Below are 25591 nucleotides of genomic sequence, written 5' to 3' on the forward strand. Positions count from 1 at the left end.
TCGGCCGTTCGCGTCCAAGCGGGCGGCGTTGTGAATACAGACTCAAGGAGCGAATGATGGCGGCAATTACCGCAAGCATGGTGGCAGAACTGCGCGCGAAGACCGACGCACCGATGATGGAGTGCAAGAAGGCGCTGACGGAAGCCGACGGCGATCTGGCCAAGGCTGAAGAGCTGCTGCGCGTCAAGCTCGGCAACAAGGCGAGCAAGGCGGCATCGCGCGTGACGGCAGAAGGCGTCGTCGCATCGTTCGTCGGCGGCAACGCAGGCGCGCTGGTCGAGCTGAACTGCGAAACCGACTTCGTCGCGAAGAACGACGACTTCCTCGCATTCTCGAAGACGGTTGCAGAACTCGTCGCGACGCAGAACCCGGCCGACGTGGCAGCGCTGTCGGCACTGCCGCTCGAAGGCTCGACGGTCGACGCAGTGCGTCTGGCCCTGATCGGCAAGATCGGCGAGAACGTGTCGATCCGCCGTTTCGTCCGTTTCGAAACCGCGAACAAGATCGCAACGTACCTGCACGGCGCGCGTATCGGCGTGATCGTCGAGTACACGGGCGCGGAAGAGCAGGTCGGCAAGGACGTCGCGATGCACATCGCGGCAATGAAGCCGGTCGCGCTGTCGTCGGCTGACGTGCCGGCGGAACTGATCGAGACGGAACGCCGCGTGGCCGAGCAGAAGGCTGCGGAATCGGGCAAGCCGGCCGAGATCGTCGCGAAGATGGTCGACGGCAGCGTCCAGAAGTACCTGAAGGAAGTGTCGCTGCTGAACCAGACGTTCGTGAAGAACGACAAGCAGACGATCGAGCAGATGCTGAAGGCAGCGAATGCGGCAGTGCAGAAGTTCGCGCTGTTCGTCGTCGGCGAAGGCATCGAGAAGCGCCAGGACGACTTCGCCGCCGAAGTGGCCGCGCAAGTCGCAGCAGCAAAGCAGCAGTAAGCCGTAAGCAGTCAGGCAGTATCCGCGGCGGGCGTCCGCTCCGCCGCGGTCGGCGCCGCCGCCGGCCGGCCGGGAAACCCGGTTCGACCGTCGGCGCTTGCCCGAATCAGTATTTCGCCCCTACAGTTCGTGGTTGTCATCCTCTCGTCGCTCGGAAGCCCCTATGTCCAATGCCTATAAACGCGTCCTCCTCAAACTCTCCGGCGAAGCGCTGATGGGCGACGATGCCTTCGGCATCAATCGCGCGACGATCGAACGGATGGTGGCCGATATCGCCGAAGTTGTGCGTCTCGGTACGCAGCTCGCGGTCGTGATCGGTGGCGGTAATATTTTCCGCGGTGTCGCGGGTGGCGCGGCCGGCATGGATCGCGCGACGGCGGACTACATGGGGATGCTCGCGACGATGATGAACGCGCTGGCGCTGCAGGACGCGATGCGCCACGCCGGCATCGAGGCGCGCGTGCAGTCCGCGCTGCGCATGGACCAGGTCGTCGAGCCGTACATCCGGCCCCGCGCGATTCGCCAGCTCGAGGAAGGCCGCGTCGTGATCTTCGCGGCCGGTACGGGCAACCCGTTCTTCACGACCGACACGGCCGCCGCGCTGCGCGGTTCGGAAGTGGGCGCCGAGGTGGTACTGAAGGCGACCAAGGTCGATGGCGTATATTCTGCCGATCCGAAGAAGGATCCGTCGGCCACGCGCTACACGACGATCACGTTCGACGAGGCGATCAGCCGCAACCTGCAGGTGATGGACGCGACGGCCTTCGCGCTGTGCCGCGACCAGAAGCTGCCGATTCGCGTGTTTTCGATCAACAAGCCGGGCGCGCTCAAGCGCATCGTGCTGGGCGAGGACGAAGGTACGCTCGTCCACGTGTAAACTCCCGCGGATGCGGGCCATCGGCCGCGGCGCGCCGGACGCGCCGGGCAGGGCCCGCGTTCTTTGAAGGTTAGAAGGTTCGGAGGTTGAAATGAGTGTCGCTGATACCAAGAAGGGCGTCGAGCAAAAGATGCAGCGCTCGATCGAGGCGTTCAAGAACGATCTGGCAAAGATCCGTACGGGCCGTGCACACACCGGTCTGCTCGATCACGTGCAGGTCGACTACTACGGGTCGATGGTGCCGATCTCGCAGGTCGCTAACCTGACGCTCGTCGATGCGCGCACGATCGGCGTGCAGCCGTGGGAAAAGAACATGGTCGCGAAGGTCGAGAAGGCCATTCGCGAAGCCGACCTGGGGCTGAACCCGGCGACGGCCGGCGACCTGATCCGCGTGCCGATGCCCGCGCTGACGGAAGAGCGCCGCCGCGAACTGACCAAGGTCGTCAAGAGCGAAGGCGAAACGGCCAAGGTCGCGATCCGCAACCTGCGCCGCGACGCGAACGAAGCGCTCAAGAAGCTCGTGAAGGACAAGGAAATCTCGGAAGACGACGAGCGCCGTGCGAGCGACGACGTGCAGAAGCTGACCGACAAGCACGTCGCCGAAATCGACAAGCTCGTGCAGACCAAGGAAGCCGAGATCATGACGGTCTGACGACCGTCCTCGCGCGCCGCCTTCTTCCCGCAACTGTCTCAACGGCCATGACCTATACCAGCTCTACCGTTCGCGTGCCTGACGTCGGTGTCGTGCCGCGTCACATCGCGATCATCATGGACGGCAACGGCCGTTGGGCGACCGAACGCCGCTTGCCGCGCGTCGCGGGGCATACCCGCGGCGTCGATGCCGTGCGGGCGGTGGTCGAAGGCTGCGCGCGCGCCGGCGTCGAATACCTGACGCTGTTCGCGTTCAGTTCGGAAAACTGGCGCCGGCCGAACGACGAAGTGTCGTTCCTGATGCGGCTCTTCATCACCGCGCTCGAGCGCGAGGTCGGCAAGCTCCATGCGAACGGGATCCGCCTGCGTGTCGTCGGCGATCTCGACCGTTTCGAGCCGCGCATCCGCGAACTGATTCGCCGCGCCGAAACCAAGACGGCGCGCAACACCCGTCTTACGCTTACCATCGCGGCCAACTACGGCGGCCGGTGGGACATCCTGCAGGCGACGAAGAAGCTCGTCGAGCAGGCCGTGCGCGAAGGGCGCGAGGTCGAAGTGACCGAGGACGCGTTCGCGCCGCACCTGGCGATGGCCTATGCGCCGGAGCCCGATCTCTTCATCCGTACCGGTGGCGAGCAGCGCGTCAGCAACTTCCTGCTGTGGCAGCTCGCGTACGCCGAATTCTATTTCACCGACAAATACTGGCCGGATTTCGACGGCGCGGCACTGGCCGACGCCATGGCGTCGTATACGGAGCGCGAACGTCGTTTCGGCCGCACGAGCGCACAGCTCGAACCGCAATCGCAGAACGCCGACTCCCTTTCATGCTGAAAACCCGTGTGATCACGGCGATCGTGATGCTGGCGGTATTGCTGCCGGTGACGTTGTTCGCGCCGCTCACCGCGTTCGGCGCGCTGATCGGCGTCGTGCTCGTGTTCGCCGCGTGGGAATGGGCGCGACTGCTCAAGCTCGGCGGCGCCGGCCCGGTCGTCTATGCCGTCGTCGCGGCGCTTGCGCTCGCGGCAACGGTGCCGCTCGGCGTCGATGCGGCTTCGTCCCGTCCCCTTTTTATGGCAGCCGGCGTGTTCTGGCTGCTGGTCGGCCCGTTCGCGCTGCGGCGCAAGCCCGAACTCGCGGGCGGCGTCTGGCGGCCGTTCCTGCTGGCGGCCGGCCTCGTGGTCTTTGCGGCCTGCTGGCATGCGCTCGTCGCGGCGCGCGCGCTGGGCGTGCCGTTCGTGCTGTCGCTGCTTCTGGTCGTCTGGCTGGCCGATATCGGCGCATACTTCGCGGGCAAGGCCTTCGGAAAGCGTAAACTGGCCGTCACGATCAGTCCCGGCAAGAGCTGGGAAGGCGCGATCGGGGGCTGGCTCGCCGTGATGGTCGTCGCCGGTGTCGCGATGGTCGTGCACGCGTTCGAGCCGACCCTGTTTTCCGCGTTCGCCGTGCGTTACGGGATGCCCGGCGCGTGGGCCGCACTGACGCTGCTGGTCGCGTACAGCGTGATCGGCGACCTGTTCGAGTCGCTGCTGAAGCGGCAGGCGGGCGTGAAGGATTCGAGCGGACTGCTGCCTGGCCATGGCGGCGTGCTCGACCGTGTCGACGCGCTGCTTCCGGTGCTGCCGCTCGCGATGCTGCTGCTTGGTTAAACCACTATTTCTGTTATGCAAAAACGTCTGACATTGCTCGGTTCCACGGGCTCGATCGGAGACAGCACGCTCGACGTGGTCGCGCGCCATCCCGAGCGCTTCTCGGTCTACGCGCTGACCGCACACCGCAACGGCGACAAGCTGGTCGAGCAATGCCTGCGCTTCGCGCCTGAAGTGGCGGTGGTCGGCGATGCCGCGACCGCCGCGCAGGTCGAAGCGAAGCTGCGTGCGGCGGGCAGCAAGACGACCGTGCTGCACGGGCCGCAGGCGCTCGTCGACGTGTCGAAGAGCGACGGCTGCGACACGGTGGTCGCGGCGATCGTCGGTGCGGCCGGCCTCGCGCCGAGCCTCGCGGCCGCGCGCGCCGGCAAGCGCATCCTGCTCGCGAACAAGGAATCGCTGGTGATGTCGGGCGCGATCTTCATGGACGCCGTGCGCGACCATGGCGCGATCCTGCTGCCGGTCGACAGCGAACACAACGCGATCTTCCAGTGCATGCCCCGCGACGAGAACGAGCACGGCGGGATCTCGAAGATCATCCTGACCGCGTCGGGCGGCCCGTTCCGCACGCGCGAGCCGGCCACGCTCGTCGACGTGACGCCGGACGAGGCGTGCAAGCATCCGAACTGGGTGATGGGCCGCAAGATCTCGGTCGACTCCGCGACGATGATGAACAAGGGTCTCGAGGTGATCGAGGCGCACTGGATCTTCGGGCTGCCGGGCGACCGGATCGACGTGTTGATCCATCCGCAGAGCGTGATCCATTCGCTCGTGTCGTACCGCGACGGCTCGGTGCTCGCCCAGCTCGGCAACCCCGACATGCGCACGCCGATCGCGCACGCACTCGCGTTCCCCGAGCGCGTCGATGCGGGCGTCGATCAGCTCGACCTCGCGCAGATCGCCCAGCTGTCGTTCGAGAAGCCCGATTACGCGCGCTTCCCGTGCCTCGCGCTCGCGCTGAAGGCACTCGAGGAAGGCGGTATCGCGAGCGCCGCATTGAACGCGGCGAACGAAGTGGCGGTCGAAGCGTTTCTCGCGCGCCGCATCGGCTTCATGGCGATTGCGGCGACGGTCGACGCCGTGCTCAACACGCTGCCGAACCGCGCGCCCGACGGGCTCGACGACGTCCTGGCGGCGGATGCAGAAGCACGCCGCCTCGCCGCCGAGATCATTGCCAAAGCGCCTGCGCCACGCGTGGAGCGCACTGTCTGAATGGGGTGCTCATGAACGTGCTGGTCGAACTGATCGCGTTTGCGGTGGCGATCGGGGTGCTGGTCGTCGTGCATGAGTACGGACATTATCGCGTCGCGCGCTGGTGCGGCGTGAAGGTGCTGCGTTTCTCGATCGGCTTCGGCCAGCCCGTCGCGCGCTGGGTCAGCCGCCGGACGGGCACCGAGTGGACGCTGTCCGCGTTGCCGCTCGGCGGCTACGTGAAGATGCTCGACGAGCGCGATCCCGGCCCCGGCATCCCGCCCGAGGAGCTCGGCCAGGCGTTCAACCGGCAACCGGTCTACAAGCGCATCGCGATCGTCGCGGCCGGCCCGATTGCCAACTTCCTGTTGGCAATCTTCCTGTTTTCCGTCGTATTTGCCACCGGCGTGACCGAGCCGGCCGCGATCGTCGCGCCGCCGGCCGCCGGTACGGCGGCGGCGCGCGCGGGCTTCGACGGCGGAGAGGCGATCGTGTCGATCCGCAACGTGCGCACGGGTGACGCGCAAGGCGGCGAGTCCGAGCCGGTAAGGTCGTGGTCGGACCTGCGCTGGAAGCTGCTCGCGGCCGCGTTCGATCACCGCGAGATCGTGCTCGGCGCGCGCGACGGCAACACGACGTTCGATTTCCGCGTCGACCTGCGCAACGTTCCCGAAAGTCAGCTCGACGACGATTTCATGGCCCGTCTGGGTTTCGAGGCCGGCGGCGGCACGTTGTCGGTCGCGACGGTGCAGCCCGGCAGCGCGGCGGAGCAGGCGGGCCTGAAGTCCGGCGACAAGCTGGTCGCGCTCGACGGCAAGCCGATCGGCGGCGCGACGCGCTTCATCGATTTCGTGAAACACCATGCAGGCAAGCCGCTCGAGCTGCAGATCGAGCGCGACGGCGCCGCGCAGACGGTGTCGATCGTGCCGCAGATGCAGCGCGACGATGAATCGGGGCAGCAGGTCGGCCGTATCGGTGCGGCGCTGTCGATGCATGCGCCGTCCGTCGACGTGCGTTACGGGCCGATCGAGAGCCTGCGGCTCGGCGCGCACCGCACGTGGGACATCTCCGTGTATTCGCTGCGGATGTTCGGGCGCATGATCACGGGCAACGCGTCGCTGAAGAACCTGTCCGGCCCCGTGACGATTGCCGACTACGCGGGCAAGAGTGCGCGGCTCGGTCCGTCGGCGTTCCTGTCGTTCCTCGCCCTTGTCAGCATTAGCCTTGGCGTCCTGAACTTGTTGCCGATTCCCGTTTTGGACGGGGGGCATCTGTTATATTATGCGGTTGAAGCCGCGACCGGGAAAGCCGTCTCGGAGCGCTGGCAGCTGATTCTGCAAAGAGCCGGGTTGATCTGCATCGTCGCGTTGTCGGCGATCGCGCTGTTCAACGATCTGGCTCGGTTAATCCATTTCTGAAGCGTCAGGCGGCGGCCGCAGGGCAGTCGCCCGATTTGATGCAGCTAAATATTGGGGATGCATGTTGTTCAAACCTCATCGTTTTGTACCTAAGACAGTTGCAGCGGCCGCGCTCGCCGCGCACGGCCTCGCGGCGCATGCAGCGGCACCGTTCGTGGTGCAAGACATCAAGATCGAGGGGCTGCAGCGCGTCGAAGCGGGTTCGGTGTTCGCCTACCTGCCGATCAAGCAGGGCGATACCTTCACGGACGACAAGGCATCCGAAGCAATCCGCGCGCTGTACGCGACGGGCTTTTTCAACGACGTACGCATCGCCACGCAGGGCAACGTCGTGATCGTGCAGGTGCAGGAGCGTCCGGCCATCGCGTCGATCGACTTCACCGGCACGAAGGAATTCGACAAGGACAACCTGACGAAGGCGCTGCGCGCGGTCGGCCTTGCCGACGGCCGTTATTACGACAAGGCGCTCGTCGACAAGGCGGAGCAGGAGCTCAAGCGCCAGTACCTCACGCGCGGCTTCTACGCGGCCGAGGTCAAGACGACGGTCACGCCGGTCGACGCGAACCGTGTGTCGATCCTGTTCGCGGTGGCCGAAGGCCCTAGCGCGAAGATCCGCCAGATCAACTTCATCGGCAACAAGGCATTCAGCACCAGCACGCTGCGCGACGAGATGCAGCTGTCCACGCCGAACTGGTTCTCCTGGTACACGAAGAACGACCTGTACTCGAAGGAAAAGCTGACGGGCGACCTCGAAGCGGTGCGCTCGTACTACCTGAACCGCGGTTATCTCGAGTTCAACATCGATTCGACCCAGGTGTCGATCTCGCCCGACAAGAAGGACATGTACCTGACGGTCACGCTGCACGAAGGCGAGCCGTACACGGTGTCGGGCATCAAGCTGTCGGGCAACCTGCTCGATCGCGAGGCCGAACTCAACAAGCTGATCAAGATCAAGCCGGGCGATCGCTTCTCGGCCGAAAAGCTGCAGCAGACCACCAAGTCGATCGTCGACAAGCTCGGTGAATACGGTTATGCATTCGCGACCGTCAACGCGCAGCCGGACATCGACCAGGCGAACCACAAGGTGAACCTGAACCTCGTCGTCGATCCGAGCCGCCGTGTGTACGTGCGCCGGATCAACGTCGTCGGCAACACGCGCACGCGCGACGAAGTCGTGCGCCGCGAAATGCGCCAGCTCGAAAGCTCGTGGTTCGATTCGAACCGCCTCGCGCTGTCGAAGGATCGCGTGAACCGTCTCGGCTACTTCACCAACGTCGACGTGACGACGGTGCCGGTCGACGGCACGAACGACCAGGTCGACGTGAACGTGAAGGTCGATGAAAAGCCGACCGGCGCGATCACGCTGGGCGCCGGCTTCTCGTCGACGGACAAGGTCGTGCTGTCGGCGGGCGTGTCGCAGGACAACGTGTTCGGTTCGGGTACCAGCCTGTCGGTGAACGTCAACACCGCGAAGAGCTACCGCACGCTGACCGTCACGCAGGTCGACCCGTATTTCACGGTCGACGGCATCAAGCGGATCACGGACGTCTACTACCGCACGTACCAGCCGCTCTACTATTCGACGAGTTCGAGCTTCCGGATCATCAGCGCGGGCGGCAACCTGAAGTTCGGCATTCCGTTCTCGGAAGTCGACACCGTCTACTTCGGCGCCGGCTTCGAGCAGAACCGTCTCGACGTCGATTCGAACACGCCGCAGAGCTACCAGGATTACGTGAACGAGTTCGGCCGCGTGTCGAACACCGTGCCGCTGACGGTCGCGTGGTCGCGCGACGCGCGTGACAGCGCGCTGATTCCGAGCCGCGGCTACTTCACGCAGGCGAACATGGAGTACGGCGTACCGGTCGGCAAGATCCAGTACTACAAGGCCGACCTGCAGGCCCAGTACTACTATTCGTTCTCGCGTGGCTTCATCCTGGGCCTGAACCTGCAAGGCGGCTACGGTAACGGTATCGGCAACCCGTACCCGATCTTCAAGAACTACTACGCGGGCGGTATCGGCTCCGTGCGTGGCTACGAGCCGAGCTCGCTGGGCCCGCGCGACACGAAGACGAACGACCCGATCGGCGGTTCGAAGATGCTCGTCGGCAACATCGAGCTGACGTTCCCGCTGCCGGGCACGGGTTACGACCGCACGCTGCGCGTGTTCACGTTCCTCGACGGCGGTAACGTGTGGGGCAACGCGCCGGGCGGCACGAGTACGGGCGCCAACGGCCTGCGTTACGGCTACGGTGTGGGTCTCGCGTGGATCTCGCCGATCGGCCCGCTGAAGCTGAGCCTCGGCTTCCCGCTGCAGAAGCACGAAGGCGACCAGTACCAGAAATTCCAGTTCCAGATCGGGACGGCGTTCTGACCGAACGCATGACAACAGCAACGAGAGGGTAATTTTGCTAACCGGTAAGTTTTCGAAACGAGTGATGTGCGCGCTGACCGTTGCGCTGGCCTTGGGCGCGGCAACGGTGCACGCACAGGACGTCGCCCGCATCGCGGCGGTCAATTCGGATCGGATCCTGCGCGAGTCGGCGCCCGCGAAGGCGGCGCAGACGAAGCTCGAAGCCGAGTTCGCGAAGCGTGACAAGGATCTGCAGGATCTGGCGGCACGCCTGAAGTCGATGTCCGATTCGCTGGACAAGAACGGCGCGTCGCTGTCGGCGGCCGACCGCGCGCAGAAGCAGCGCGATCTCGCCCAGCTCGATACCGACTTCCAGCGCAAGCAGCGCGAGTTCCGCGAAGACCTGAACCAGCGCCGCAACGAGGAACTGGCGGCCGTGCTCGAGAAGGCGAACAAGGTCATCAAGCAGATCGCCGAGCAGCAGAATTACGACCTGATCGTGCAGGAAGCCGTGTACGTCAGCCCGCGCATCGACATCACCGACAAGGTGCTCAAGGCGCTCGCGTCCGGCTCGACGAACTGAACGGAGCAGACGACGAATGGCATTGACGCTTGAGGAACTCGTAAAGCGGTTCGGCGGCGAGATCGCCGGCGACGCACAGTGCAAGGTGGGCGGGCTCGCACCGCTCGACCAGGCAGGCCCGCAGCAACTCGCGTTCCTCGCGAATCCGAAGTACCTGTCGCAGGTCGAGTCGACCCGCGCCGGCGCGGTGCTGATCGCGCCGAAGGATCTGGAAAAGCTGGGCGCGGCCGCGACGGGCCGCAATTTCATTGTCACGCCGAATCCGTACGCGTACTTCGCGCGCGTCGCGCAGATGTTCATCGATCTGGCCACGCCGCAGCGTGCCGCCGGCGTGCATCCGAGCGCGACGATCGATCCGGCCGCGCAGGTCGCCGCGAGCGCGGTGATCGGCCCGCACGTGACGGTCGAGGCCGGCGCGGTGATCGAGGACGGCGTGCAGCTCGACGCGAACGTCTTCATCGGCCGCGGCACGACGATCGGCGCGGGCTCGCACATCTATCCGAACGCGTCGGTGTACCACGGCTGCAAGGTCGGCCCGCGCGCGATCATCCATGCGGGCGCCGTGATCGGCTCCGACGGTTTCGGCTTCGCGCCGGATTTCGTCGGCGACGGCGACGCGCGCACCGGCAGCTGGGTCAAGATCCCGCAGGTCGGCGGCGTATCGATCGGCCCGGACGTCGAGATCGGCGCGAACACGACGATCGACCGCGGCGCGATGGCGGACACCGTCATCGACGAATGCGTGAAGATCGACAACCAGGTGCAGATCGCCCACAACTGCCGGATCGGCGCCTACACGGTGATCGCCGGCAAGGCGGGCATCGCGGGCAGCACGACGATCGGCCGCCATTGCATGATCGGCGGCGCGGCCGGGATCGCCGGCCACGTGACGCTCGGCGACTATGTCATCATCACCGCGAATTCGGGCGTATCGAAGTCGCTGCCGAAGGCCGGCATCTATACCAGCGCGTTCCCGGCCGTCGACCACGGCGAATGGAACAAGAGCGCCGCGCTCGTGCGCAACCTCGACAAGCTGCGCGAGCGCATCAAGGCGCTCGAAGCCGCGCTCGCCGCCCAGGGCGGCACGGGCGCCTGAGCGCATCATGCGAGACCTCGAACCGGGCACGGCCAGCGCAACCGGCCCGGTTTGCCAGACTGGGCCGCACGGCGGCCCGCTTCAGCCTTTGCATCACCACCGCGCAGCCTCTGCGTGAGACGAACCATCATGAGCACTGAAAAAATCAATCTCGACATCCACAAGATCCTCACGCTGCTGCCGCATCGCTACCCGATTCTGCTCGTCGATCGCGTGCTCGAACTCGAACCGCACAAGGGAATCAAAGCGCTGAAGAACGTGTCGATCAACGAGCCGTTCTTCCAGGGGCATTTCCCGAAGCGGCCGGTGATGCCGGGCGTGCTGATCCTCGAGGCGCTCGCGCAGGCCGCGGCGCTGCTGACCTTCTCGGAAGAGCAGCCGAAGGATCCGGAGAACACGCTGTACTACTTCGTCGGGATCGACGGCGCGCGCTTCAAGCGTCCGGTCGAACCGGGCGACCAACTGATTCTGAACGTGACGTTCGAACGCTACATCCGCGGCATCTGGAAGTTCAAGGCGGTGGCGGAAGTGGACGGCAAGGTGGCGGCGGAAGCCGAACTGATGTGCACGGTCAAGACGACCGACGTGGCGCCCTGAGCGACGCGGCACGCACAGGCAACGCAACGCGACACATCACATCGAGAGGCAACGGCGCATGACCAGGATTCATCCCACCGCGATTGTCGAACCGGGCGCGCAGATCGACGAATCGGTAGAGATCGGCCCGTACGCGATCGTCGGCCCGCACGTCACGATCGGCGCGCGCACGACGATCGGCTCGCACAGCGTGATCGAAGGCCATACGACGCTCGGCGAGGACAACCGCATCGGCCATTACGCGTCGGTCGGCGGCCGTCCGCAGGACATGAAGTACAAGGACGAGCCGACGAAGCTCGTGATCGGCAGCCGCAACACGATCCGCGAATTCACGACGATCCACACGGGCACCGTGCAGGACGGCGGCGTGACGACGCTCGGCGACGACAACTGGATCATGGCCTATGTGCACATCGGTCACGATTGCACCGTCGGCAGCCACGTGATCCTGTCGAGCAACGCGCAGATGGCCGGCCACGTCGAGATCGGCGACTGGGCGATCGTCGGCGGGATGTCGGGTGTCCACCAGTTCGTGCGCATCGGCGCGCACTCGATGCTCGGGGGCGCTTCGGCGCTCGTGCAGGACATCCCGCCGTTCGTGATCGCGGCGGGCAACAAGGCGGAGCCGCACGGCATCAACGTCGAAGGGCTGCGTCGGCGCGGCTTCTCGCCCGATGCGATCTCGGCGCTGCGCAGCGCTTACCGCCTGCTGTACAAGAACGGCCTGTCGTTCGAGGAAGCGAAGGTGCAGCTGCGCGAGCTCGCGGAAGCGGGCGGCGACGGCGACGCGGCGGTCAAGGCGTTCGTCGAGTTCATCGACGCGTCGCAACGCGGCATCATCCGCTAAGCGATGCCGCTTCCGACCACTCAGCTCCGGCTCGCGATGGCGGCCGGCGAACCGTCGGGCGACCTGCTCGGGGCGTCGCTGCTCGGCGGGCTGCGCGAGCGGCTGCCCGAATCGGCCCAGTATTACGGGATCGGCGGGCAGCGGATGATCGCGCAGGGCTTCGACTCGCACTGGCAGATGGACAAGCTGACCGTGCGCGGCTACGTCGAGGCGCTCGGCCAGATTCCCGAGATCCTGCGGATTCGCGGTGAGCTGAAGCGCCAGTTGCTCGCCGAGCGACCGGACGCATTCATCGGCATCGACGCACCCGACTTCAACTTCAGCGTGGAACAGGCCGCGCGCGATGCCGGTATCCCGTCGATCCACTTCGTGTGCCCGTCGATCTGGGCATGGCGCGGCGGCCGGATCAAGAAGATCGCGAAGTCCGTCGATCACATGCTGTGCCTGTTCCCGTTCGAACCGGCGATTCTCGACAAGGCAGGTGTCGCCTCGACCTACGTCGGCCATCCGCTGGCCGACGAGATCCCGCTCGAACCCGACATGCACGGTGCGCGCATCGCGCTCGGATTGCCGGCCGACGGCCCGGTGATCGCGGTGCTGCCGGGCAGCCGGCGTTCGGAAATCGCGCTGATCGGCCCGACGTTCTTTGCGGCGATGGCGCTGATGCAGCAGCGCGAGCCTGGCGTGCGGTTCGTGATGCCGGCGGCGACGCCCGCGTTGCGCGCGCTGCTGCAGCCGCTCGTCGACGCGCATCCGCAGCTTGCGCTGACGCTCACCGACGGCCGCTCGCAGGTCGCGATGACGGCGGCCGACGCGATCCTCGTGAAGAGCGGCACGGTCACGCTGGAAGCCGCGCTGCTGAAGAAGCCGATGGTGATCTCGTACAAGGTGCCCTGGCTGACCGGGCAGATCATGCGCCGGCAGGGGTACCTGCCGTACGTCGGCCTGCCGAACATCCTGGCGGGGCGTTTCGTCGTGCCCGAGTTGCTGCAGCATTTCGCGACGCCCGAGGCGCTCGCCGATGCGACGCTCACGCAGCTGCGCGACGACGCGAACCGCCGCACACTGACCGAAGTCTTCACCGAAATGCATCTTTCGCTGCGGCAGAACACGGCTACGAAGGCGGCCGAAGCGGTCGTGCGCGTGCTCGAACAACGCAAGGGGCGCGCATGACCGCAGTACGTGCATCACGCCGCCGCGCGTCGAGCGACGTGCAGGACGGTTTCGATTTCAGCCGGCCCGACGAGATTGTCTGCGGTGTCGACGAAGCCGGCCGTGGCCCGCTCGCGGGGCCGGTGGTGGCCGCCGCCGTGATCCTCGATCCGGCGCAGCCGATCGACGGGCTCGACGATTCGAAGGCGCTGTCCGCGAAGAAGCGCGACGCGCTGTACGACCTGATCGTCGCACGTTCGCGCGCGTATTGCGTCGCGTCGGCAAGCGTCGACGAAATCGACACGCTGAACATCCTGCACGCGACGATGCTCGCGATGAAGCGGGCGGTCGAGGGCCTGTCGCTGCTGCCGACGCTCGCGCAGATCGATGGCAACCGCTGCCCGACGCTGACGGTGCGTGCCGAGGCGATCGTCAGCGGCGATGCGCTCGTGCCGAGCATCTCGGCCGCGTCGATTCTCGCGAAGGTCACGCGCGATCGCATGCTCGTCGACCTGCACGAACGTTTCCCGGTGTACGGCTTCAACGTACATGCGGGCTACGGCACCGCGAAACACCTTGCCGCGCTGCGCGAGCACGGGCCATGCGAAGCGCACCGGCGCTCGTTCGCGCCGGTTCGCGCGGCACTCGACCTGATTCGATGAAAAGCATTACTTCCCGCGACAACCCGCTGTACAAGCGCCTGAAGGCGCTCGCGGGTTCGACGCCCCATCAGCGCCGCAGCGGCCAGGCGCTGCTCGAAGGATTCCATCTCGCGAGCGCGTACCTCGATACGGGCGCGACGCCCGAGCTGTGCGTGGCGACCGAAGGCGCACTCGGCCACGCGGAGGCGCAGGCGATCGTCGCGCGCATCGATGCGCAACGGATCGTCACACTGCCCGACGCGCTGTTCGGGCAGTTGTCGAACGTCGTCAACGGCGTCGGCTTCCTGCTGCTCGTCGACCGGCCGGCGCAACCGCTGCCCATTCGCGTCACGCATACGTCGGTCGTCCTCGACGGCGTGCAGGACGCCGGCAACGTCGGCTCGATCCTGCGCAGCGCGGCGGCCGCAGGCGTGCGCCACGTGTTCTGTGCGCCGGGGACCGCGTACGCATGGTCGTCGAAGGTGCTGCGTTCGGGCATGGGCGCGCATTTCCTGCTGTCGATCCACGAGGACGTCGAAGCCGGTGAACTTGCCGAACGCCTCGATGTGCCGGTTGCGCTGACCGACTCGCACGGCGCGCAGGCGATCTACGATTGCGACCTGTCGGGCCCCGTGGCGTGGGTGTTCGGCAACGAGGGGGCAGGCGTTTCCGCGTACTGGCGCGAGGTGGCCACGCATCGCGTGACGATTCCGCAGCCGGGCGGGATGGAGTCGCTGAACGTCGCAGCCGCGGCGGCGGTGTGCCTGTTCGAGCAGGTGCGCCAGCAGCGGTGAGCGTGGCGCCACGCTCGCGCATTCCCCGCACCACGAAAAAAGGCCGCGTTCGACGCGGCCTTTTTGTTTCCGGCGGCGGCAGGGCGGCCGCCGGCGCTCGACCTTAGTACGACTGCCGGTCGAGGCGGACTTCCTGCAGGATCGTCGTCGCGATTTCCTCGATCGACTTGTGCGTCGACGACAGCCACTTGATTCCCTCACGGCGCATCATCGCTTCCGCCTCGTTGATTTCGTAGCGGCAGTTCTCGGGTGCGGCGTACTTGCTGCCCGGGCGCCGCTCGTTCCGGATCTCCGACAGGCGCTGCGGGTCGATCGACAGCCCGAACAGCTTCTCGCGGTGCGAGGCGAGCGCCGACGGCAGCTTGCCGCGTTCGAAGTCTTCCGGAATCAGCGGATAGTTCGCGGCCTTCACGCCGTACTGCATCGCGAGATACAGGCTCGTCGGTGTCTTGCCGCTGCGCGACACGCCGACGAGGATCACGTCGGCCTCCGACAGGTTGCGGTTCGACTGGCCGTCGTCGTGCGCGAGCGAGAAGTTGATCGCCTCGATCCGGGTCTTGTATTCCTCGGTGTCCGCGTTCTGGTGGCCGCGGCCCATCGCGTGGCTCGACTTGAGCTCCAGCTCCTGTTCGAGCGGTTCGACGAAGCGCTGGAACATGTCGAGCACGAGCGCGTTCGAGCGTTTGACGATGTCGTTCGACTCGCTGTCGACGAGCGTCGTGAACACGATCGCGCGGCGGCCGTCGTGCACGGCGGCCTCGTTGATCTTCTCGACGGTCGCATAGGCCTTGTCGAGCGAGTCGACGAACGGCACGCGCACGAGACGGAATTTCTGGTCGAACTGGGAGAGGATCGAGTGCGCGAAGGTTTCGGCAGTGATCCCGGTACCGTCGGAGACGATGAATACGGTAGGCAGCATGAATCTGGGCGTCGAGCGTGAAGGGCGGTTGCGCGGGCGGCTGGAGGGTCGCCTCCAGACGCAGTGACAAGGTCGCGCCACATCCGGCAGCCGGCACGGTAGAATAGCGGCAACCTGTTGGATAAGCAATTGCGGGGGCGGGGCGCGAACGGCGCCCCAGGCTTTGCCGCTCGATTCCATAATTCCCGGCAAGTTTGGCGATTTGTCTGCAAATATCGCCCTTCTGCCGGGATTTTTGCAAATCGGGTCGGAAGATTTTCGCCGCTGCGAGTGTTTCTCCAACAGGTTGCGCAAGACGCGCCGCGCCTTTTTGCAAGCGCCCGCGTCCGAGCCCACTTGCGCAATCGAGCATTTTTTTCACACTTAGGGGCTTGTATGACTAACGCAGCAAACGTCGCAAAGGACCAGGCGTATGTAATTCCGTTCGAGCAGTTGCGGATGACCGATGTGGAAATCGTCGGCGGCAAGAATGCGTCGCTTGGCGAAATGATCAGCCAGCTTTCCGAAGCAGGCGTTCGCGTACCCACCGGTTTCGCCACGACCGCGCTCGCGTTCCGCGATTTCCTCAAGCACAACGACCTCACCGACCGCATCGCCAAGCGTCTCGAGTCGCTCGACATCGACGACGTGAAGGCGCTCGCCGAAGCCGGTGCGGAAATCCGCAAGTGGATCGTCGATGCGCCGATGCAGGCACGTCTCGAGCAGGAAATCCGCGAGCAGTTCGACATCCTGAAGAACGGCTCGCCGGGCGAGCTGTCGTTCGCCGTGCGTTCGTCCGCTACCGCGGAAGACCTGCCCGACGCATCGTTCGCCGGTCAGCAGGAGTCGTACCTGAACGTCGTCGGCATCGAAGACGTGCTCGACCGCATGAAGCACGTGTTCGCGTCGCTGTACAACGACCGCGCGATCTCGTACCGCGTGCACAAGGGCTTCACGCACGCGGAAGTCGCGCTGTCGGCCGGTGTGCAGCGCATGGTCCGCTCGGACGTCGGCGCGGCCGGCGTGATGTTCACGATCGATACCGAATCGGGCTTCAAGGACGCCGTGTTCATCACGTCGAGCTACGGCCTGGGCGAAACCGTCGTGCAGGGCGCGGTGAACCCGGACGAGTTCTACGTGTTCAAGACGACGCTCGCACAGGACAAGTACCCGATCATCCGCCGCTCGATCGGCTCGAAGCTGATCAAGATGGAATTCACGCAGCCGGGCGAGCCGGGCCGCGTGAAGACGGTCGACGTGCCGCACGAACAGCGCAACCGCTACTCGATCACCGACGAAGACGTGATCGAGCTGGCGAAGTACGCGGTCATCATCGAGAAGCACTATCAGCGTCCGATGGACATCGAGTGGGGCAAGGACGGCCGCGACGGCAAGATCTTCATCCTGCAGGCACGCCCGGAAACCGTGAAGAGCCAGGCAACCGGCAAGGCCGAGCAGCGCTTCAAGCTGAAGGGCCAGTCGCAGGTGCTCGCGACGGGTCGTGCGATCGGCCAGAAGATCGGCGCGGGCCCCGTGCGCGTGATCCAGGATCCGTCGGAAATGGAACGCGTGCAGCCGGGCGACGTGCTGGTGGCCGACATGACCGACCCGAACTGGGAGCCGGTGATGAAGCGTGCGGCCGCGATCGTCACGAACCGTGGCGGCCGGACCTGCCACGCGGCGATCATCGCGCGTGAGCTCGGCGTGCCGGCAGTCGTCGGGTGCGGCGATGCGACCGACATCCTGAAGGACGGCGCGCTCGTCACCGTGTCGTGCGCGGAAGGCGACGAAGGCAAGATTTACGACGGCCTGCTCGAGACGGAAGTCACGGAAGTGCAGCGCGGCGAACTGCCGGAAATCCCGGTCAAGATCATGATGAACGTCGGCAACCCGCAGCTCGCGTTCGACTTCTCGCAACTGCCGAACGGCGGCGTGGGTCTCGCGCGTCTCGAGTTCATCATCAACAACAACATCGGCGTTCACCCGAAGGCGATCCTCGAGTACCCGAACATCGACCAGGACCTGAAGAAGGCCGTCGAGAGCGTCGCGCGCGGTCACGCATCGCCGCGTCAGTTCTACGTCGACAAGCTGACGGAAGGTGTCGCGACGATCGCGGCGGCGTTCTATCCGAAGCCCGTGATCGTGCGCCTGTCCGACTTCAAGTCGAACGAGTACAAGAAGCTGATCGGCGGTTCGCGTTACGAGCCGGACGAGGAAAACCCGATGCTGGGTTTCCGCGGCGCATCGCGCTACATCGCCGAAGACTTCGCGCAGGCGTTCGAGATGGAATGCCGTGCACTGAAGCGCGTGCGCGACGAGATGGGCCTGACCAACGTCGAGATCATGGTGCCGTTCGTGCGTACCGTGAAGCAGGCGGAGCGTGTCGTCGGCCTGCTCGAGAAGTTCGGCCTGAAGCGCGGCGAAAACGGCCTGCGCCTCGTGATGATGTGCGAAGTCCCGACCAACGCGATCCTCGCCGAAGAGTTCCTGGAACACTTCGACGGTTTCTCGATCGGCTCGAACGACCTCACGCAGCTCACGCTCGGCCTTGACCGCGATTCGGGCATGGAACTGCTGGCTGTCGACTTCGACGAACGTGACCCGGCCGTCAAGTTCCTGCTGAAGCGCGCGATCGATACCTGCCGCAAGATGGGCAAGTACGTCGGTATCTGCGGCCAGGGCCCGTCCGATCATCCGGACTTCGCGCAATGGCTGACCGACGAAGGCATCGTGTCGATCTCGCTGAACCCCGACACGATCATCGATACGTGGCAGGCGCTCGCCGCCAACCGGAAGTAACGGTCGGCGATGCCGCTTCGGCGAAAGCGCGGTGCCGCCGCGCTTTCGTTGAAGGCAAAATGCAAGGTTCGTGTTATAAACACCCCGGTACGCACCGGGGTGTTTTTATTTGTCGGTACGCAACGTGCCGATCCGGGCGTGCCGGTCGCCTCCGCTCGCGGCAGCGAATATAGTGAGTATCGGGGGCGTTTTTCTGGAGGCCAAAATGATGTCGGGGCATCTGTTCTGGTGGATCGCGGTGGGCGTGCTGGTCGTGGCCGAACTGCTGACGGGCACGTTCTACCTGCTGATGATCGCACTCGGCTTTCTCGCGGGCGGCTTGCTGCAACTGGCCGGTTTCGCGCCGCACGTGCAGTTCGGCGCGGCGGCCGCGGTTGCGATCGTCGCGATGATCGCGCTGCGCCGCTCGGGGCTCGGCCGCAAGCAGAAGCGCGACACGTCGACGAATCCCGACGTCAATCTCGATATCGGCTCGACCGTGACGGTCGATGCGTGGCGCGACGGCCGCGCGCGCGTGCAGTATCGCGGCGCCGACTGGGACGTCGAACTCGCGCACGGCGAGCGCGACGATGTGCACGTGTATCAGGTGAGTGCCGTGCGCGGCAATTGTCTCGTGGTCGTGGCGAAACCCGCGGGCTGATCGTCCGCCGATACAACAAGGAGGGAATATTTCATGGATTCGCTGATCATCTGGGTTGTCCTGCTCGTCATCGCGATCGTGATCGTGTCGAAGACGGTGAAGATCGTGCCGCAGCAGCATGCGTGGGTGCTCGAGCGCTTCGGGCGCTATCACGCGACGCTGTCGCCCGGCCTGAATATCGTGCTGCCGTTCGTCGATCGCATCGCGTACCGGCACGTGCTGAAGGAAATCCCGCTCGACGTGCCGAGCCAGGTCTGTATCACGCGCGACAACACGCAGCTGCAAGTCGACGGCGTGCTGTACTTCCAGGTGACCGATCCGATGAAGGCGTCTTACGGGTCGAGCAACTTCGTGCTCGCGATCACGCAGCTCGCGCAAACGACCTTGCGTTCGGTGGTCGGCAAGCTCGAGCTCGACAAGACGTTCGAGGAGCGCGACTTCATCAACCACAACATCGTGTCGGCGCTCGACCAGGCCGCGGCGAACTGGGGCGTGAAGGTGCTCCGTTACGAGATCAAGGACCTGACGCCGCCGAAGGAAATCCTGCATGCGATGCAGGCGCAGATCACCGCGGAGCGCGAAAAGCGCGCGCTGATCGCCGCATCCGAAGGCCGCAAGCAGGAGCAGATCAACCTCGCGTCGGGCGCGCGCGAAGCGGCGATCCAGAAATCCGAAGGCGAGCGCCAGGCTGCGATCAACCAGGCGCAGGGCGAGGCCGCTGCGATTCTGGCGGTGGCCGAGGCGAACGCGCAGGCGATCCAGAAGATCGCGAACGCGATCCAGTCGCAGGGCGGGATGGATGCGGTGAACCTGAAGGTCGCCGAACAGTATGTCGGGGCGTTCTCGAATCTCGCGAAGCAGGGCAACACGCTGATCGTGCCGTCGAACCTGTCGGATCTCGGCACCGCGATCTCGTCGGCGCTGACGATCGTCAAGAACGCGGGGGCGGCCTCGGGCGGGAAGGCCTGAGTCGGACGTACGCGGTGAGCGAAGGGCGCGCCGCGTGCGATCGGTGTGCGGCGAATCGTCGCGCAGCCGGGGCGCGGATGATGCCCGCGGCACCTTTCTTCAGTCGACGCAGGCGGTAGGGCGTGCCGAAAGCCGCCTCAGCCGCGCCGCCTCAGCCGCCGCGCAGCCGGCATCGGCGATTCACGCAGTCCAAAGCAACACGGCCCGCTTCGAGCGGGCCGTGTCGTTTGCGTGGGTGCGTCGCGCGTCAGGTGCCGGCGCGCATGATGCGTGCCTTTTCGCGTTCCCAGTCGCGCTTCTTCTCGGTTTCGCGCTTGTCGTGCAGCTTCTTGCCCTTCGCGAGCGCGATGTCGCACTTCACGCGACCGCCCTTGTAGTGGAAGTTCAGCGGCACGAGCGTGTAGCCGCGCTGCTCGACCTTGCCGATCAGCTTCTTGATTTCCTCGCGGTGCAGCAGCAGCTTGCGCGTGCGAACCGGGTCGGGCTTGATGTGCGTCGAGGCTTCGGGCAGCGGGCTGATATGGGTACCGATCAGGAAGATCTCGGCGTTCTTCACGACGACGTAGCCTTCCTTGATCTGGCCGCGCCCGGCGCGCAGCGCCTTGACTTCCCAGCCCTCGAGCACGAGCCCCGCCTCGTAGCGTTCCTCGATGTGATAATCGAAGTGCGCTTTCCTGTTGTCGATGATGCTCATGAAAGGATCGGGCCAACTCGTTTAAAATCACGATTTTAGCAAAGCGGGGCGGGAATCGCCCGGCTTGCGTTCCCACCTTGAGCGATGCCGCGCGATTTATGGCAGATGTCCAGAAAACCGTATTGATCCGTCATTCGGCGGAACAGATGTTCGACCTCGTCACCGACGTGGCCGATTACCCCAATTTCCTGCCCTGGTGCGGCGGTGTCGAGGTTCGCCGTCAGGACGAGAGCGGGATGGAAGCGCGCATCGACATCAACTTCAAGGGCATCAAGCAGCACTTCGCGACGCGCAACACGCAGCAGCGCCCGACGCGGATCGACATGGAGTTCACGGACGGCCCGTTCAAGAAGTTCACGGGCTCGTGGCGCTTCACGGCGCTGCGTGCCGATGCGTGCAAGATCGAATTCGCGCTGCACTACGAGTTTTCGAGCATCCTGCTCGAGAAGATCATCGGGCCGGTGTTCAGCCACATCGCGAACACGTTCGTCGATTCGTTCGTGAAGCGCGCCGACCAGCGCTACGGGAAGGGGTGACGCGATGCTGTCGATCGAAGTCTGCTACGCGCTGCCGGATCGTCAGACGCTGATTCCGCTGTCGCTGCCCGAAGGGGCGACCGTTCGTTCGGCGATCGATGCGAGCGGCGTGCTCGCGCTGCATCCGGAAATCGATCTCGCGAACGCGAAGACGGGCGTGTACGGGAAGCTTGCGCCGCTCGACACGCTGCTCGCCGACCACGACCGCGTCGAGATCTACCGCCCGTTGATCGTCGATCCGAAGCTCGCGCGCCAGCGGCGCGTCGACAAGTCGCGCCGCGACGGCTCCATCGAGGGCCGCAAGTGGATGCACAAGGACGCGCGTTGACGCGGAGCGATCCGCGTCCTTCAACACGATTCTTCTGAGCAAATGTCGCGGCGTTCAGCGGGCTGCGGCATTCGCGTTTGCAGGTGCGTTTGCCGCCGCGCTTCCCGACGTCCCGCCGCCGGCGGGCGTGTCGCCATGCCGGCGCACCGATCCATAGACGCCGGCGAGCAGCAGCACCAGCGCGGCGATCTCGAGCGCATGCGGCATCCGCCGGTCGTACACGAACGCGTAAAGCATCGCGAATACGGTTTCGAACACGATCAGCTGGCCCGACAGCGTGAGGGGCAGCCGCGTCGACGCCGCATTCCACAGCCCGTTGCCGAGCCACGACGCACCGATCGCGAGCACGAGGTTCAGCAGCCAGAACAACTGCCAGCGCGACGCGGGCACCGCTTCCTGGAACGTGCCGGCCGGCAGCGCGAGGATCGCGATCCAGACGAGCCCTCCGATCAGGCCCGTCACGACACCCCACAGCACCGACCACTCGTTGCCGCCGAAACGATGATGGCGCTGCAGATAACGTGCGTTCGCGACCGCATACCAGGTCCAGCTCGCGAGCGCGCCCGCCGCGCAGGCGATGCCGGCGAGTTTCTGGCCGAGCGTCGTCGCATGCGCGGCCTCGGACGTGAACAGGTCGACGTTGATGCAGACGATGCCCGCGATCACCAGCGCCAGCGGGGCGGCGAGCCGGCGCAGCGGCACGGCGCCGTGGTCGCCGAGGCCGGCGAGCGTCACCGTGACGGGCAGCACGCCGACGATCAGGGAGCTGGGTGCGATGCCGATCAGGTGCACCGCAGCGGACAGCAGCATGTAGTACGCGACGTTGCCGATGACGGCGAGCCTGACCAGCGCGACGAGATCCTCGCGGGTCAGCCGCGCGAGCAGCGAGCGGGCGGCCGGCAGCGCGGCCGCGAGCGACACGAGACCGTACATCGCATAGCGGCCGGCGCTCAGCAGCAGCGGCGAGAAGTCGGTCAGCAGCCGCGGAACGAGAAACACCATGCCCCACAGGGCACCTGCCAGGACACCATAGACCACACCGCGCTGCATCGACCGCTCCGAACACATGACTGACGAGCGCGCATCTTAGCGACGCCGTCGCGGCGTCGTCTTGTTCATTCCTGCACTCGGTGCAGGCCGGTGGGTGGGCCGCGCGCAGCAGCGATCGCGGCAGGCGGCGGATCAGTCGTCAGCCGGATCGGGCGTCGCCGCACCGTCGCCCGGCACCCGCGCCCGCACGGGCCGCCGCACGGCGCGCAACGTGCCGCTGTTGCCGCCGCCGCAGTAGAAGCGGTCGCGGCCGTCGGATTCGAGCCCCGACACACCGACGCCGGCCGGCATGTCGATCTGCTCGAGCACCCGGCCCGTGCGCGGATCGACGTGCCGCAAGTCGGCCTGGTCGGCTTCCCAGGTGCCGTGCCACAGCTCTCCGTCGACCCACGTCACGCCGGTAACGAAGCGGTTCGACTCGATCGTGCGCAGCACGGCGCCCGACTGCGGATCCACCTGATGAATCTTGCGATCGCGGTACTGGCCGACCCACAGCGCGCCTTCGGCCCATGCCAGCCCCGAATCGCCGCCGCCGCCGGGAGCGGGAATCGTCGCGAGCACGCGGCCCGATTCGGGGTCGATCTTCTCGATGCGGTCCTCGACGATCTGGTACAGGTGGCGGCCGTCGAACGCCGTGCCCGCGTGTGCGGCGACGTCGATCGAGCGGACGGTCGTGCCGCGCTCCGGGTCGAGCGCATTCAGCTTGTCGCCGGACGCATACCACACGTACTTCCCGTCGAACGTGACGCCGTGTACGCCGTCGACCCCGGGAAACGGGCCGTATTCGCGAAGGATCTCTGCACTGGAGCGTTTCATGTTCGTCACCTCGTCGTTCGGTGAGGTCATCCTAATCTCCCGGCAGCGGGGCAGGGAGTAACAAGGTCGTCGCGAAACCGGGCAGCGGCGGCGTCATCCAGCGGCGCGCGCGGCCCCGGCCGAGCGCCTGGACCTTGTCGGCTTCGGCGAGCACGTCGAGCGCGCGCTGCACGGTGCGCTGGCTCGCGCTGAGGGCCAGCGCCAGCGCGGAACTCGACCATGCTTCGCCATCGGCGAGGAGCGCGAGCACGGCTGCGTGGCGATCGTCGACCGGGCGCGCGAGGACGACGGTCTCGCGTACGCCGAGCGGTTCGAGCGCAAAGCCGCGCGGCGTCGCGACGATGTTTGCGAGCGGCCGCAGCACCGCGCGCAACCGGCCGATCTCGACGCGCAGGCGCGCGCGATGCGATTCGTCCGCGTGTTTCGCGCGGAACGCGGCCGCGACGAGCGCGTTTCGCGACACGTCGGCCGGCCATGCCTCGCCGAGCGCGCGGGCGAGCACGAACAGCACGGGCCGCCGCGCGAGCGACACGGTCGTGCGCGCGTCGCGCACCGTGTGGCGGCACGCATCGACAACGAGTGCGTTCGACGCGAACAGCGTCTCGACTTCGTCGAGCGGCACGAGCCGCGACGTGCCGCGCGCGATGAGGCGCGCGGCCGGTGCGTCGAGCACGCGTGCCGCGGTGTCGATCGCGGCCGGCATCGCGATGCAGCCGGCAGCGGTGCGGGATCGAGATTCGCGAGCATCCGCTCGGCGTCGTCGAGCTGGCCGACCAGCAGCAGCCGTCGCACGCCGAGGTAGCGCGCGTGCGCGGCGTTCGCGCGGTCGCCGTGCGCGTCGAGCGTCGCACAGGCGGCATCGAGCGCGCGTGTCGGCCAGCGCAAGTCGCGCGATGCGAGCGCGATCTCCGCTTCCGCGACGACGCAGCGCGCACGCGCCACGGCCTCCCGGGTGCCGAACGCGCGTGCGGCGCCGCGCACGAGTGTGCGCGCGCGTTCGAAATCGCCGAGCTGCGCCATCGCGATCCCGCGCAGCGCGAGCGCCGGCGCATCGTCGCGCAGCGCGACGCGGTTCAGCGCGCCGAGCGCGTCACCGGCCGCGAGCGCGCGCGCGGCCGCCGTGATCAGCGAATCCATCCGAATCCCGACACACTTGTCACTCCCTCCGGCCCGATGCCCGCCACTAATCTAGCACCACGCACACGGCACCGGACGCCGTGCCCGGATACCCATCGGAAGGAGGAACCCGCAATGACGACCCATCTCACCGGAACACGCGACGAATGGCTGGCCGCGCGGCGCGCGCTGCTCGACGCGGAAAAGGCGCTGACGCGGCAAGGCGACGAACTCGCGCGGCGGCGCCAGGCGCTGCCCTGGGTACGCGTCGACAAGACCTACCGGTTCGACACCGAAGACGGGCAGGCCACGCTCGGCGACCTGTTTCGCGGCCGTTCGCAACTGCTCGTCTATCACTTCATGTTCGGCCCCGACTACAAGGCAGGCTGCCCGTCGTGTTCGGCGCTCGCCGACGGTTTCGACGGCTTCGCCGTGCACCTGGCGAACCACGACGTGACGCTCGCCGCCGTGTCGCGTGCGCCGCTCGCGAAACTCCTCGCTTACCGGCAGCGGATGGGATGGCGCTTCCCGTGGGCGTCGTCGGTCGGCAGCGATTTCAACTTCGACTTCAATGTGTCGTTCACCGAAACGCAGCAGCGCGCGGGCGCCGTCGAATACAACTACGCGCTGGCCGGTCACGCGATGGACATGGATCCGCCGCCGGCACCCGTCGTGCAGTTCGCTGCGACGTGCGGCACCGATGCGCTCACGTATTCGCTCGACCGGCCGGGGATGAGCGCGTTCGTGCGCGAGGACGGCGCCGTTTATCACACGTACTCCACCTATGCGCGCGGGCTCGACGGGCTGTGGGGGATGTACCAGTGGCTCGATCGCGCGCCGCGCGGACGCAACGAGGCCGGACCGTGGTGGCGCCGTCATGACGAGTACGCACGCGGCTGAGCGCGCCGGCGACGGGCGGGGGCGGGTGGGGCGGGCGATGGCGCGGCCGCCGGCCGGCGACGCA

At 66.2% G+C, this 25591-nt stretch carries 25 protein-coding genes and 1 pseudogene; 21 read left to right on the top strand and 5 right to left on the bottom strand.

The window, feature by feature from the left end:
- The first annotated feature begins 56 nt into the window (after nucleotides 1-56).
- The 15 genes from tsf (at nucleotide 57) to L810_RS14890 (ending at nucleotide 14781) form a co-directional block, all read left to right on the top strand.
- Nucleotides 57-938: a translation elongation factor Ts gene (gene tsf / locus L810_RS14820; RefSeq protein ID WP_021159104.1), complete on the top strand. Its 882-nt coding sequence runs from the start codon at nucleotides 57-59 to the stop codon at nucleotides 936-938.
- Nucleotides 939-1101: 163 nt separating this feature from the next.
- Complete coding sequence (pyrH, locus tag L810_RS14825) at nucleotides 1102-1815, top strand: UMP kinase (RefSeq protein WP_011352459.1); 714 nt, start codon at nucleotides 1102-1104, stop codon at nucleotides 1813-1815.
- Between the two features lie 91 nt (nucleotides 1816-1906).
- Nucleotides 1907-2467 (top strand): ribosome recycling factor, encoded by a 561-nt coding sequence (gene frr, locus L810_RS14830; RefSeq protein ID WP_021159105.1) that lies wholly within the window; start codon nucleotides 1907-1909, stop codon nucleotides 2465-2467.
- Nucleotides 2468-2514: 47 nt separating this feature from the next.
- Nucleotides 2515-3297, top strand: coding sequence for a polyprenyl diphosphate synthase (gene uppS / locus L810_RS14835; protein ID WP_006478494.1), 783 nt, complete (start codon nucleotides 2515-2517; stop codon nucleotides 3295-3297).
- A complete protein-coding gene (locus L810_RS14840) occupies nucleotides 3291-4112 on the top strand; it encodes a phosphatidate cytidylyltransferase (protein WP_042974809.1) in 822 nt (273 codons plus the stop codon). The genes uppS and L810_RS14840 overlap by 7 nt, the downstream gene beginning before the upstream one ends.
- Nucleotides 4113-4127: 15 nt before the next feature.
- Nucleotides 4128-5324, top strand: coding sequence for a 1-deoxy-D-xylulose-5-phosphate reductoisomerase (locus tag L810_RS14845; protein WP_021159108.1), 1197 nt, complete (start codon nucleotides 4128-4130; stop codon nucleotides 5322-5324).
- A gap of 11 nt (nucleotides 5325-5335) precedes the next feature.
- Nucleotides 5336-6721, top strand: coding sequence for an RIP metalloprotease RseP (gene rseP / locus L810_RS14850; protein ID WP_021159109.1), 1386 nt, complete (start codon nucleotides 5336-5338; stop codon nucleotides 6719-6721).
- Nucleotides 6722-6782: 61 nt separating this feature from the next.
- Nucleotides 6783-9092 (top strand): outer membrane protein assembly factor BamA, encoded by a 2310-nt coding sequence (gene bamA / locus L810_RS14855; protein WP_021159110.1) that lies wholly within the window; start codon nucleotides 6783-6785, stop codon nucleotides 9090-9092.
- Between the two features lie 64 nt (nucleotides 9093-9156).
- Entirely contained in the window at nucleotides 9157-9654 is a 498-nt protein-coding gene (locus tag L810_RS14860; protein WP_011549544.1) for an OmpH family outer membrane protein, read from the top strand.
- 16 nt (nucleotides 9655-9670) lie between these two features.
- Nucleotides 9671-10750, top strand: coding sequence for a UDP-3-O-(3-hydroxymyristoyl)glucosamine N-acyltransferase (gene lpxD, locus L810_RS14865; RefSeq protein WP_021159111.1), 1080 nt, complete (start codon nucleotides 9671-9673; stop codon nucleotides 10748-10750).
- A 129-nt stretch (nucleotides 10751-10879) separates the two neighbouring features.
- Nucleotides 10880-11347 carry a 3-hydroxyacyl-ACP dehydratase FabZ gene (gene fabZ, locus L810_RS14870; RefSeq protein WP_021159112.1) on the top strand — a complete coding sequence of 156 codons (468 nt, stop codon included), beginning with the start codon at nucleotides 10880-10882 and terminating at the stop codon, nucleotides 11345-11347.
- Between the two features lie 58 nt (nucleotides 11348-11405).
- Nucleotides 11406-12194, top strand: a complete 789-nt coding sequence (gene lpxA, locus L810_RS14875) for an acyl-ACP--UDP-N-acetylglucosamine O-acyltransferase (protein WP_021159113.1) — start codon at nucleotides 11406-11408, stop codon at nucleotides 12192-12194.
- A gap of 3 nt (nucleotides 12195-12197) precedes the next feature.
- Nucleotides 12198-13367 (top strand): lipid-A-disaccharide synthase, encoded by a 1170-nt coding sequence (gene lpxB, locus L810_RS14880; protein WP_042974811.1) that lies wholly within the window; start codon nucleotides 12198-12200, stop codon nucleotides 13365-13367.
- Nucleotides 13364-14008 carry a ribonuclease HII gene (gene rnhB / locus L810_RS14885; protein WP_021159115.1) on the top strand — a complete coding sequence of 215 codons (645 nt, stop codon included), beginning with the start codon at nucleotides 13364-13366 and terminating at the stop codon, nucleotides 14006-14008. Before lpxB ends, rnhB begins: the two co-directional genes overlap by 4 nt.
- Nucleotides 14005-14781 carry a TrmH family RNA methyltransferase gene (locus tag L810_RS14890; RefSeq protein WP_021159116.1) on the top strand — a complete coding sequence of 259 codons (777 nt, stop codon included), beginning with the start codon at nucleotides 14005-14007 and terminating at the stop codon, nucleotides 14779-14781. Before rnhB ends, L810_RS14890 begins: the two co-directional genes overlap by 4 nt.
- Nucleotides 14782-14884: 103 nt before the next feature.
- Here L810_RS14890 and ppsR read toward each other — a convergent pair whose 3' ends face one another.
- Nucleotides 14885-15700, bottom strand: a complete 816-nt coding sequence (gene ppsR / locus L810_RS14895) for a posphoenolpyruvate synthetase regulatory kinase/phosphorylase PpsR (RefSeq protein WP_021159117.1) — start codon at nucleotides 15698-15700, stop codon at nucleotides 14885-14887.
- A gap of 375 nt (nucleotides 15701-16075) precedes the next feature.
- Between ppsR and ppsA the strand changes: the two genes are divergently transcribed.
- The 3 genes from ppsA to L810_RS14910 all read left to right on the top strand — a co-directional run bounded on the left by ppsA (nucleotide 16076) and on the right by L810_RS14910 (nucleotide 20087).
- Nucleotides 16076-18478 (top strand): phosphoenolpyruvate synthase, encoded by a 2403-nt coding sequence (gene ppsA / locus L810_RS14900; protein WP_021159118.1) that lies wholly within the window; start codon nucleotides 16076-16078, stop codon nucleotides 18476-18478.
- 205 nt (nucleotides 18479-18683) lie between these two features.
- Nucleotides 18684-19118 (top strand): NfeD family protein, encoded by a 435-nt coding sequence (locus tag L810_RS14905; RefSeq protein WP_042974814.1) that lies wholly within the window; start codon nucleotides 18684-18686, stop codon nucleotides 19116-19118.
- Between the two features lie 33 nt (nucleotides 19119-19151).
- Nucleotides 19152-20087 (top strand): SPFH domain-containing protein, encoded by a 936-nt coding sequence (locus L810_RS14910; RefSeq protein ID WP_014896750.1) that lies wholly within the window; start codon nucleotides 19152-19154, stop codon nucleotides 20085-20087.
- Between the two features lie 247 nt (nucleotides 20088-20334).
- On the opposite strand, the gene smpB is transcribed toward L810_RS14910, so the two are convergent.
- Nucleotides 20335-20781 (bottom strand): SsrA-binding protein SmpB, encoded by a 447-nt coding sequence (gene smpB, locus L810_RS14915; RefSeq protein ID WP_006478511.1) that lies wholly within the window; start codon nucleotides 20779-20781, stop codon nucleotides 20335-20337.
- Nucleotides 20782-20879: 98 nt separating this feature from the next.
- Between smpB and L810_RS14920 the strand changes: the two genes are divergently transcribed.
- Together L810_RS14920 and L810_RS14925 are read left to right on the top strand one after the other, a co-directional pair.
- The gene (locus L810_RS14920) at nucleotides 20880-21317 is read left to right on the top strand and encodes a type II toxin-antitoxin system RatA family toxin (protein ID WP_021159121.1); all 438 of its coding nucleotides are present in this window, start codon (nucleotides 20880-20882) and stop codon (nucleotides 21315-21317) included.
- Between the two features lie 4 nt (nucleotides 21318-21321).
- Nucleotides 21322-21645 (top strand): RnfH family protein, encoded by a 324-nt coding sequence (locus L810_RS14925; protein ID WP_021159122.1) that lies wholly within the window; start codon nucleotides 21322-21324, stop codon nucleotides 21643-21645.
- A gap of 54 nt (nucleotides 21646-21699) precedes the next feature.
- On the opposite strand, the gene L810_RS14930 is transcribed toward L810_RS14925, so the two are convergent.
- From L810_RS14930 to L810_RS14940, 3 genes and pseudogenes are all read right to left on the bottom strand, one after another.
- Entirely contained in the window at nucleotides 21700-22695 is a 996-nt protein-coding gene (locus L810_RS14930; protein WP_021159123.1) for a DMT family transporter, read from the bottom strand.
- A 132-nt stretch (nucleotides 22696-22827) separates the two neighbouring features.
- A complete protein-coding gene (locus tag L810_RS14935) occupies nucleotides 22828-23511 on the bottom strand; it encodes a Vgb family protein (RefSeq protein WP_042974823.1) in 684 nt (227 codons plus the stop codon).
- A 31-nt stretch (nucleotides 23512-23542) separates the two neighbouring features.
- Nucleotides 23543-24648 (bottom strand): annotated as a pseudogene (locus L810_RS14940) (helix-turn-helix domain-containing protein).
- Between the two features lie 114 nt (nucleotides 24649-24762).
- Between L810_RS14940 and L810_RS14945 the strand changes: the two are divergent.
- Nucleotides 24763-25527: a DUF899 domain-containing protein gene (locus tag L810_RS14945; protein WP_042974816.1), complete on the top strand. Its 765-nt coding sequence runs from the start codon at nucleotides 24763-24765 to the stop codon at nucleotides 25525-25527.
- Nucleotides 25528-25591 lie beyond the last annotated feature (64 nt).

It is taken from the genome of Burkholderia sp. AU4i, from assembly GCF_000466765.1.
GTDB lineage: Bacteria > Pseudomonadota > Gammaproteobacteria > Burkholderiales > Burkholderiaceae > Burkholderia > Burkholderia cepacia.

What these genes read in the sequence shown, in the direction of transcription:
- L810_RS14910 (WP_014896750.1), top strand. Translation starts at nt 19,152, where the DNA reads ATGGATTCGCTGATCATCTGGGTTGTCCTGCTCGTCATCGCGATCGTG.
- L810_RS14905 (WP_042974814.1), top strand. Translation starts at nt 18,684, where the DNA reads ATGATGTCGGGGCATCTGTTCTGGTGGATCGCGGTGGGCGTGCTGGTC.
- frr (WP_021159105.1), top strand. Translation starts at nt 1,907, where the DNA reads ATGAGTGTCGCTGATACCAAGAAGGGCGTCGAGCAAAAGATGCAGCGC.
- ppsA (WP_021159118.1), top strand. Translation starts at nt 16,076, where the DNA reads ATGACTAACGCAGCAAACGTCGCAAAGGACCAGGCGTATGTAATTCCG.
- L810_RS14890 (WP_021159116.1), top strand. Translation starts at nt 14,005, where the DNA reads ATGAAAAGCATTACTTCCCGCGACAACCCGCTGTACAAGCGCCTGAAG.
- L810_RS14935 (WP_042974823.1), bottom strand. Translation starts at nt 23,511, where the DNA reads ATGAAACGCTCCAGTGCAGAGATCCTTCGCGAATACGGCCCGTTTCCC.
- rnhB (WP_021159115.1), top strand. Translation starts at nt 13,364, where the DNA reads ATGACCGCAGTACGTGCATCACGCCGCCGCGCGTCGAGCGACGTGCAG.
- rseP (WP_021159109.1), top strand. Translation starts at nt 5,336, where the DNA reads ATGAACGTGCTGGTCGAACTGATCGCGTTTGCGGTGGCGATCGGGGTG.
- tsf (WP_021159104.1), top strand. Translation starts at nt 57, where the DNA reads ATGGCGGCAATTACCGCAAGCATGGTGGCAGAACTGCGCGCGAAGACC.
- ppsR (WP_021159117.1), bottom strand. Translation starts at nt 15,700, where the DNA reads ATGCTGCCTACCGTATTCATCGTCTCCGACGGTACCGGGATCACTGCC.
- lpxA (WP_021159113.1), top strand. Translation starts at nt 11,406, where the DNA reads ATGACCAGGATTCATCCCACCGCGATTGTCGAACCGGGCGCGCAGATC.
- L810_RS14920 (WP_021159121.1), top strand. Translation starts at nt 20,880, where the DNA reads ATGGCAGATGTCCAGAAAACCGTATTGATCCGTCATTCGGCGGAACAG.
- L810_RS14845 (WP_021159108.1), top strand. Translation starts at nt 4,128, where the DNA reads ATGCAAAAACGTCTGACATTGCTCGGTTCCACGGGCTCGATCGGAGAC.
- L810_RS14860 (WP_011549544.1), top strand. Translation starts at nt 9,157, where the DNA reads ATGTGCGCGCTGACCGTTGCGCTGGCCTTGGGCGCGGCAACGGTGCAC.
- smpB (WP_006478511.1), bottom strand. Translation starts at nt 20,781, where the DNA reads ATGAGCATCATCGACAACAGGAAAGCGCACTTCGATTATCACATCGAG.
- bamA (WP_021159110.1), top strand. Translation starts at nt 6,783, where the DNA reads ATGTTGTTCAAACCTCATCGTTTTGTACCTAAGACAGTTGCAGCGGCC.
- lpxB (WP_042974811.1), top strand. Translation starts at nt 12,198, where the DNA reads ATGCCGCTTCCGACCACTCAGCTCCGGCTCGCGATGGCGGCCGGCGAA.
- L810_RS14925 (WP_021159122.1), top strand. Translation starts at nt 21,322, where the DNA reads ATGCTGTCGATCGAAGTCTGCTACGCGCTGCCGGATCGTCAGACGCTG.
- pyrH (WP_011352459.1), top strand. Translation starts at nt 1,102, where the DNA reads ATGTCCAATGCCTATAAACGCGTCCTCCTCAAACTCTCCGGCGAAGCG.
- lpxD (WP_021159111.1), top strand. Translation starts at nt 9,671, where the DNA reads ATGGCATTGACGCTTGAGGAACTCGTAAAGCGGTTCGGCGGCGAGATC.
- L810_RS14840 (WP_042974809.1), top strand. Translation starts at nt 3,291, where the DNA reads ATGCTGAAAACCCGTGTGATCACGGCGATCGTGATGCTGGCGGTATTG.
- L810_RS14930 (WP_021159123.1), bottom strand. Translation starts at nt 22,695, where the DNA reads ATGCAGCGCGGTGTGGTCTATGGTGTCCTGGCAGGTGCCCTGTGGGGC.
- L810_RS14945 (WP_042974816.1), top strand. Translation starts at nt 24,763, where the DNA reads ATGACGACCCATCTCACCGGAACACGCGACGAATGGCTGGCCGCGCGG.
- uppS (WP_006478494.1), top strand. Translation starts at nt 2,515, where the DNA reads ATGACCTATACCAGCTCTACCGTTCGCGTGCCTGACGTCGGTGTCGTG.
- fabZ (WP_021159112.1), top strand. Translation starts at nt 10,880, where the DNA reads ATGAGCACTGAAAAAATCAATCTCGACATCCACAAGATCCTCACGCTG.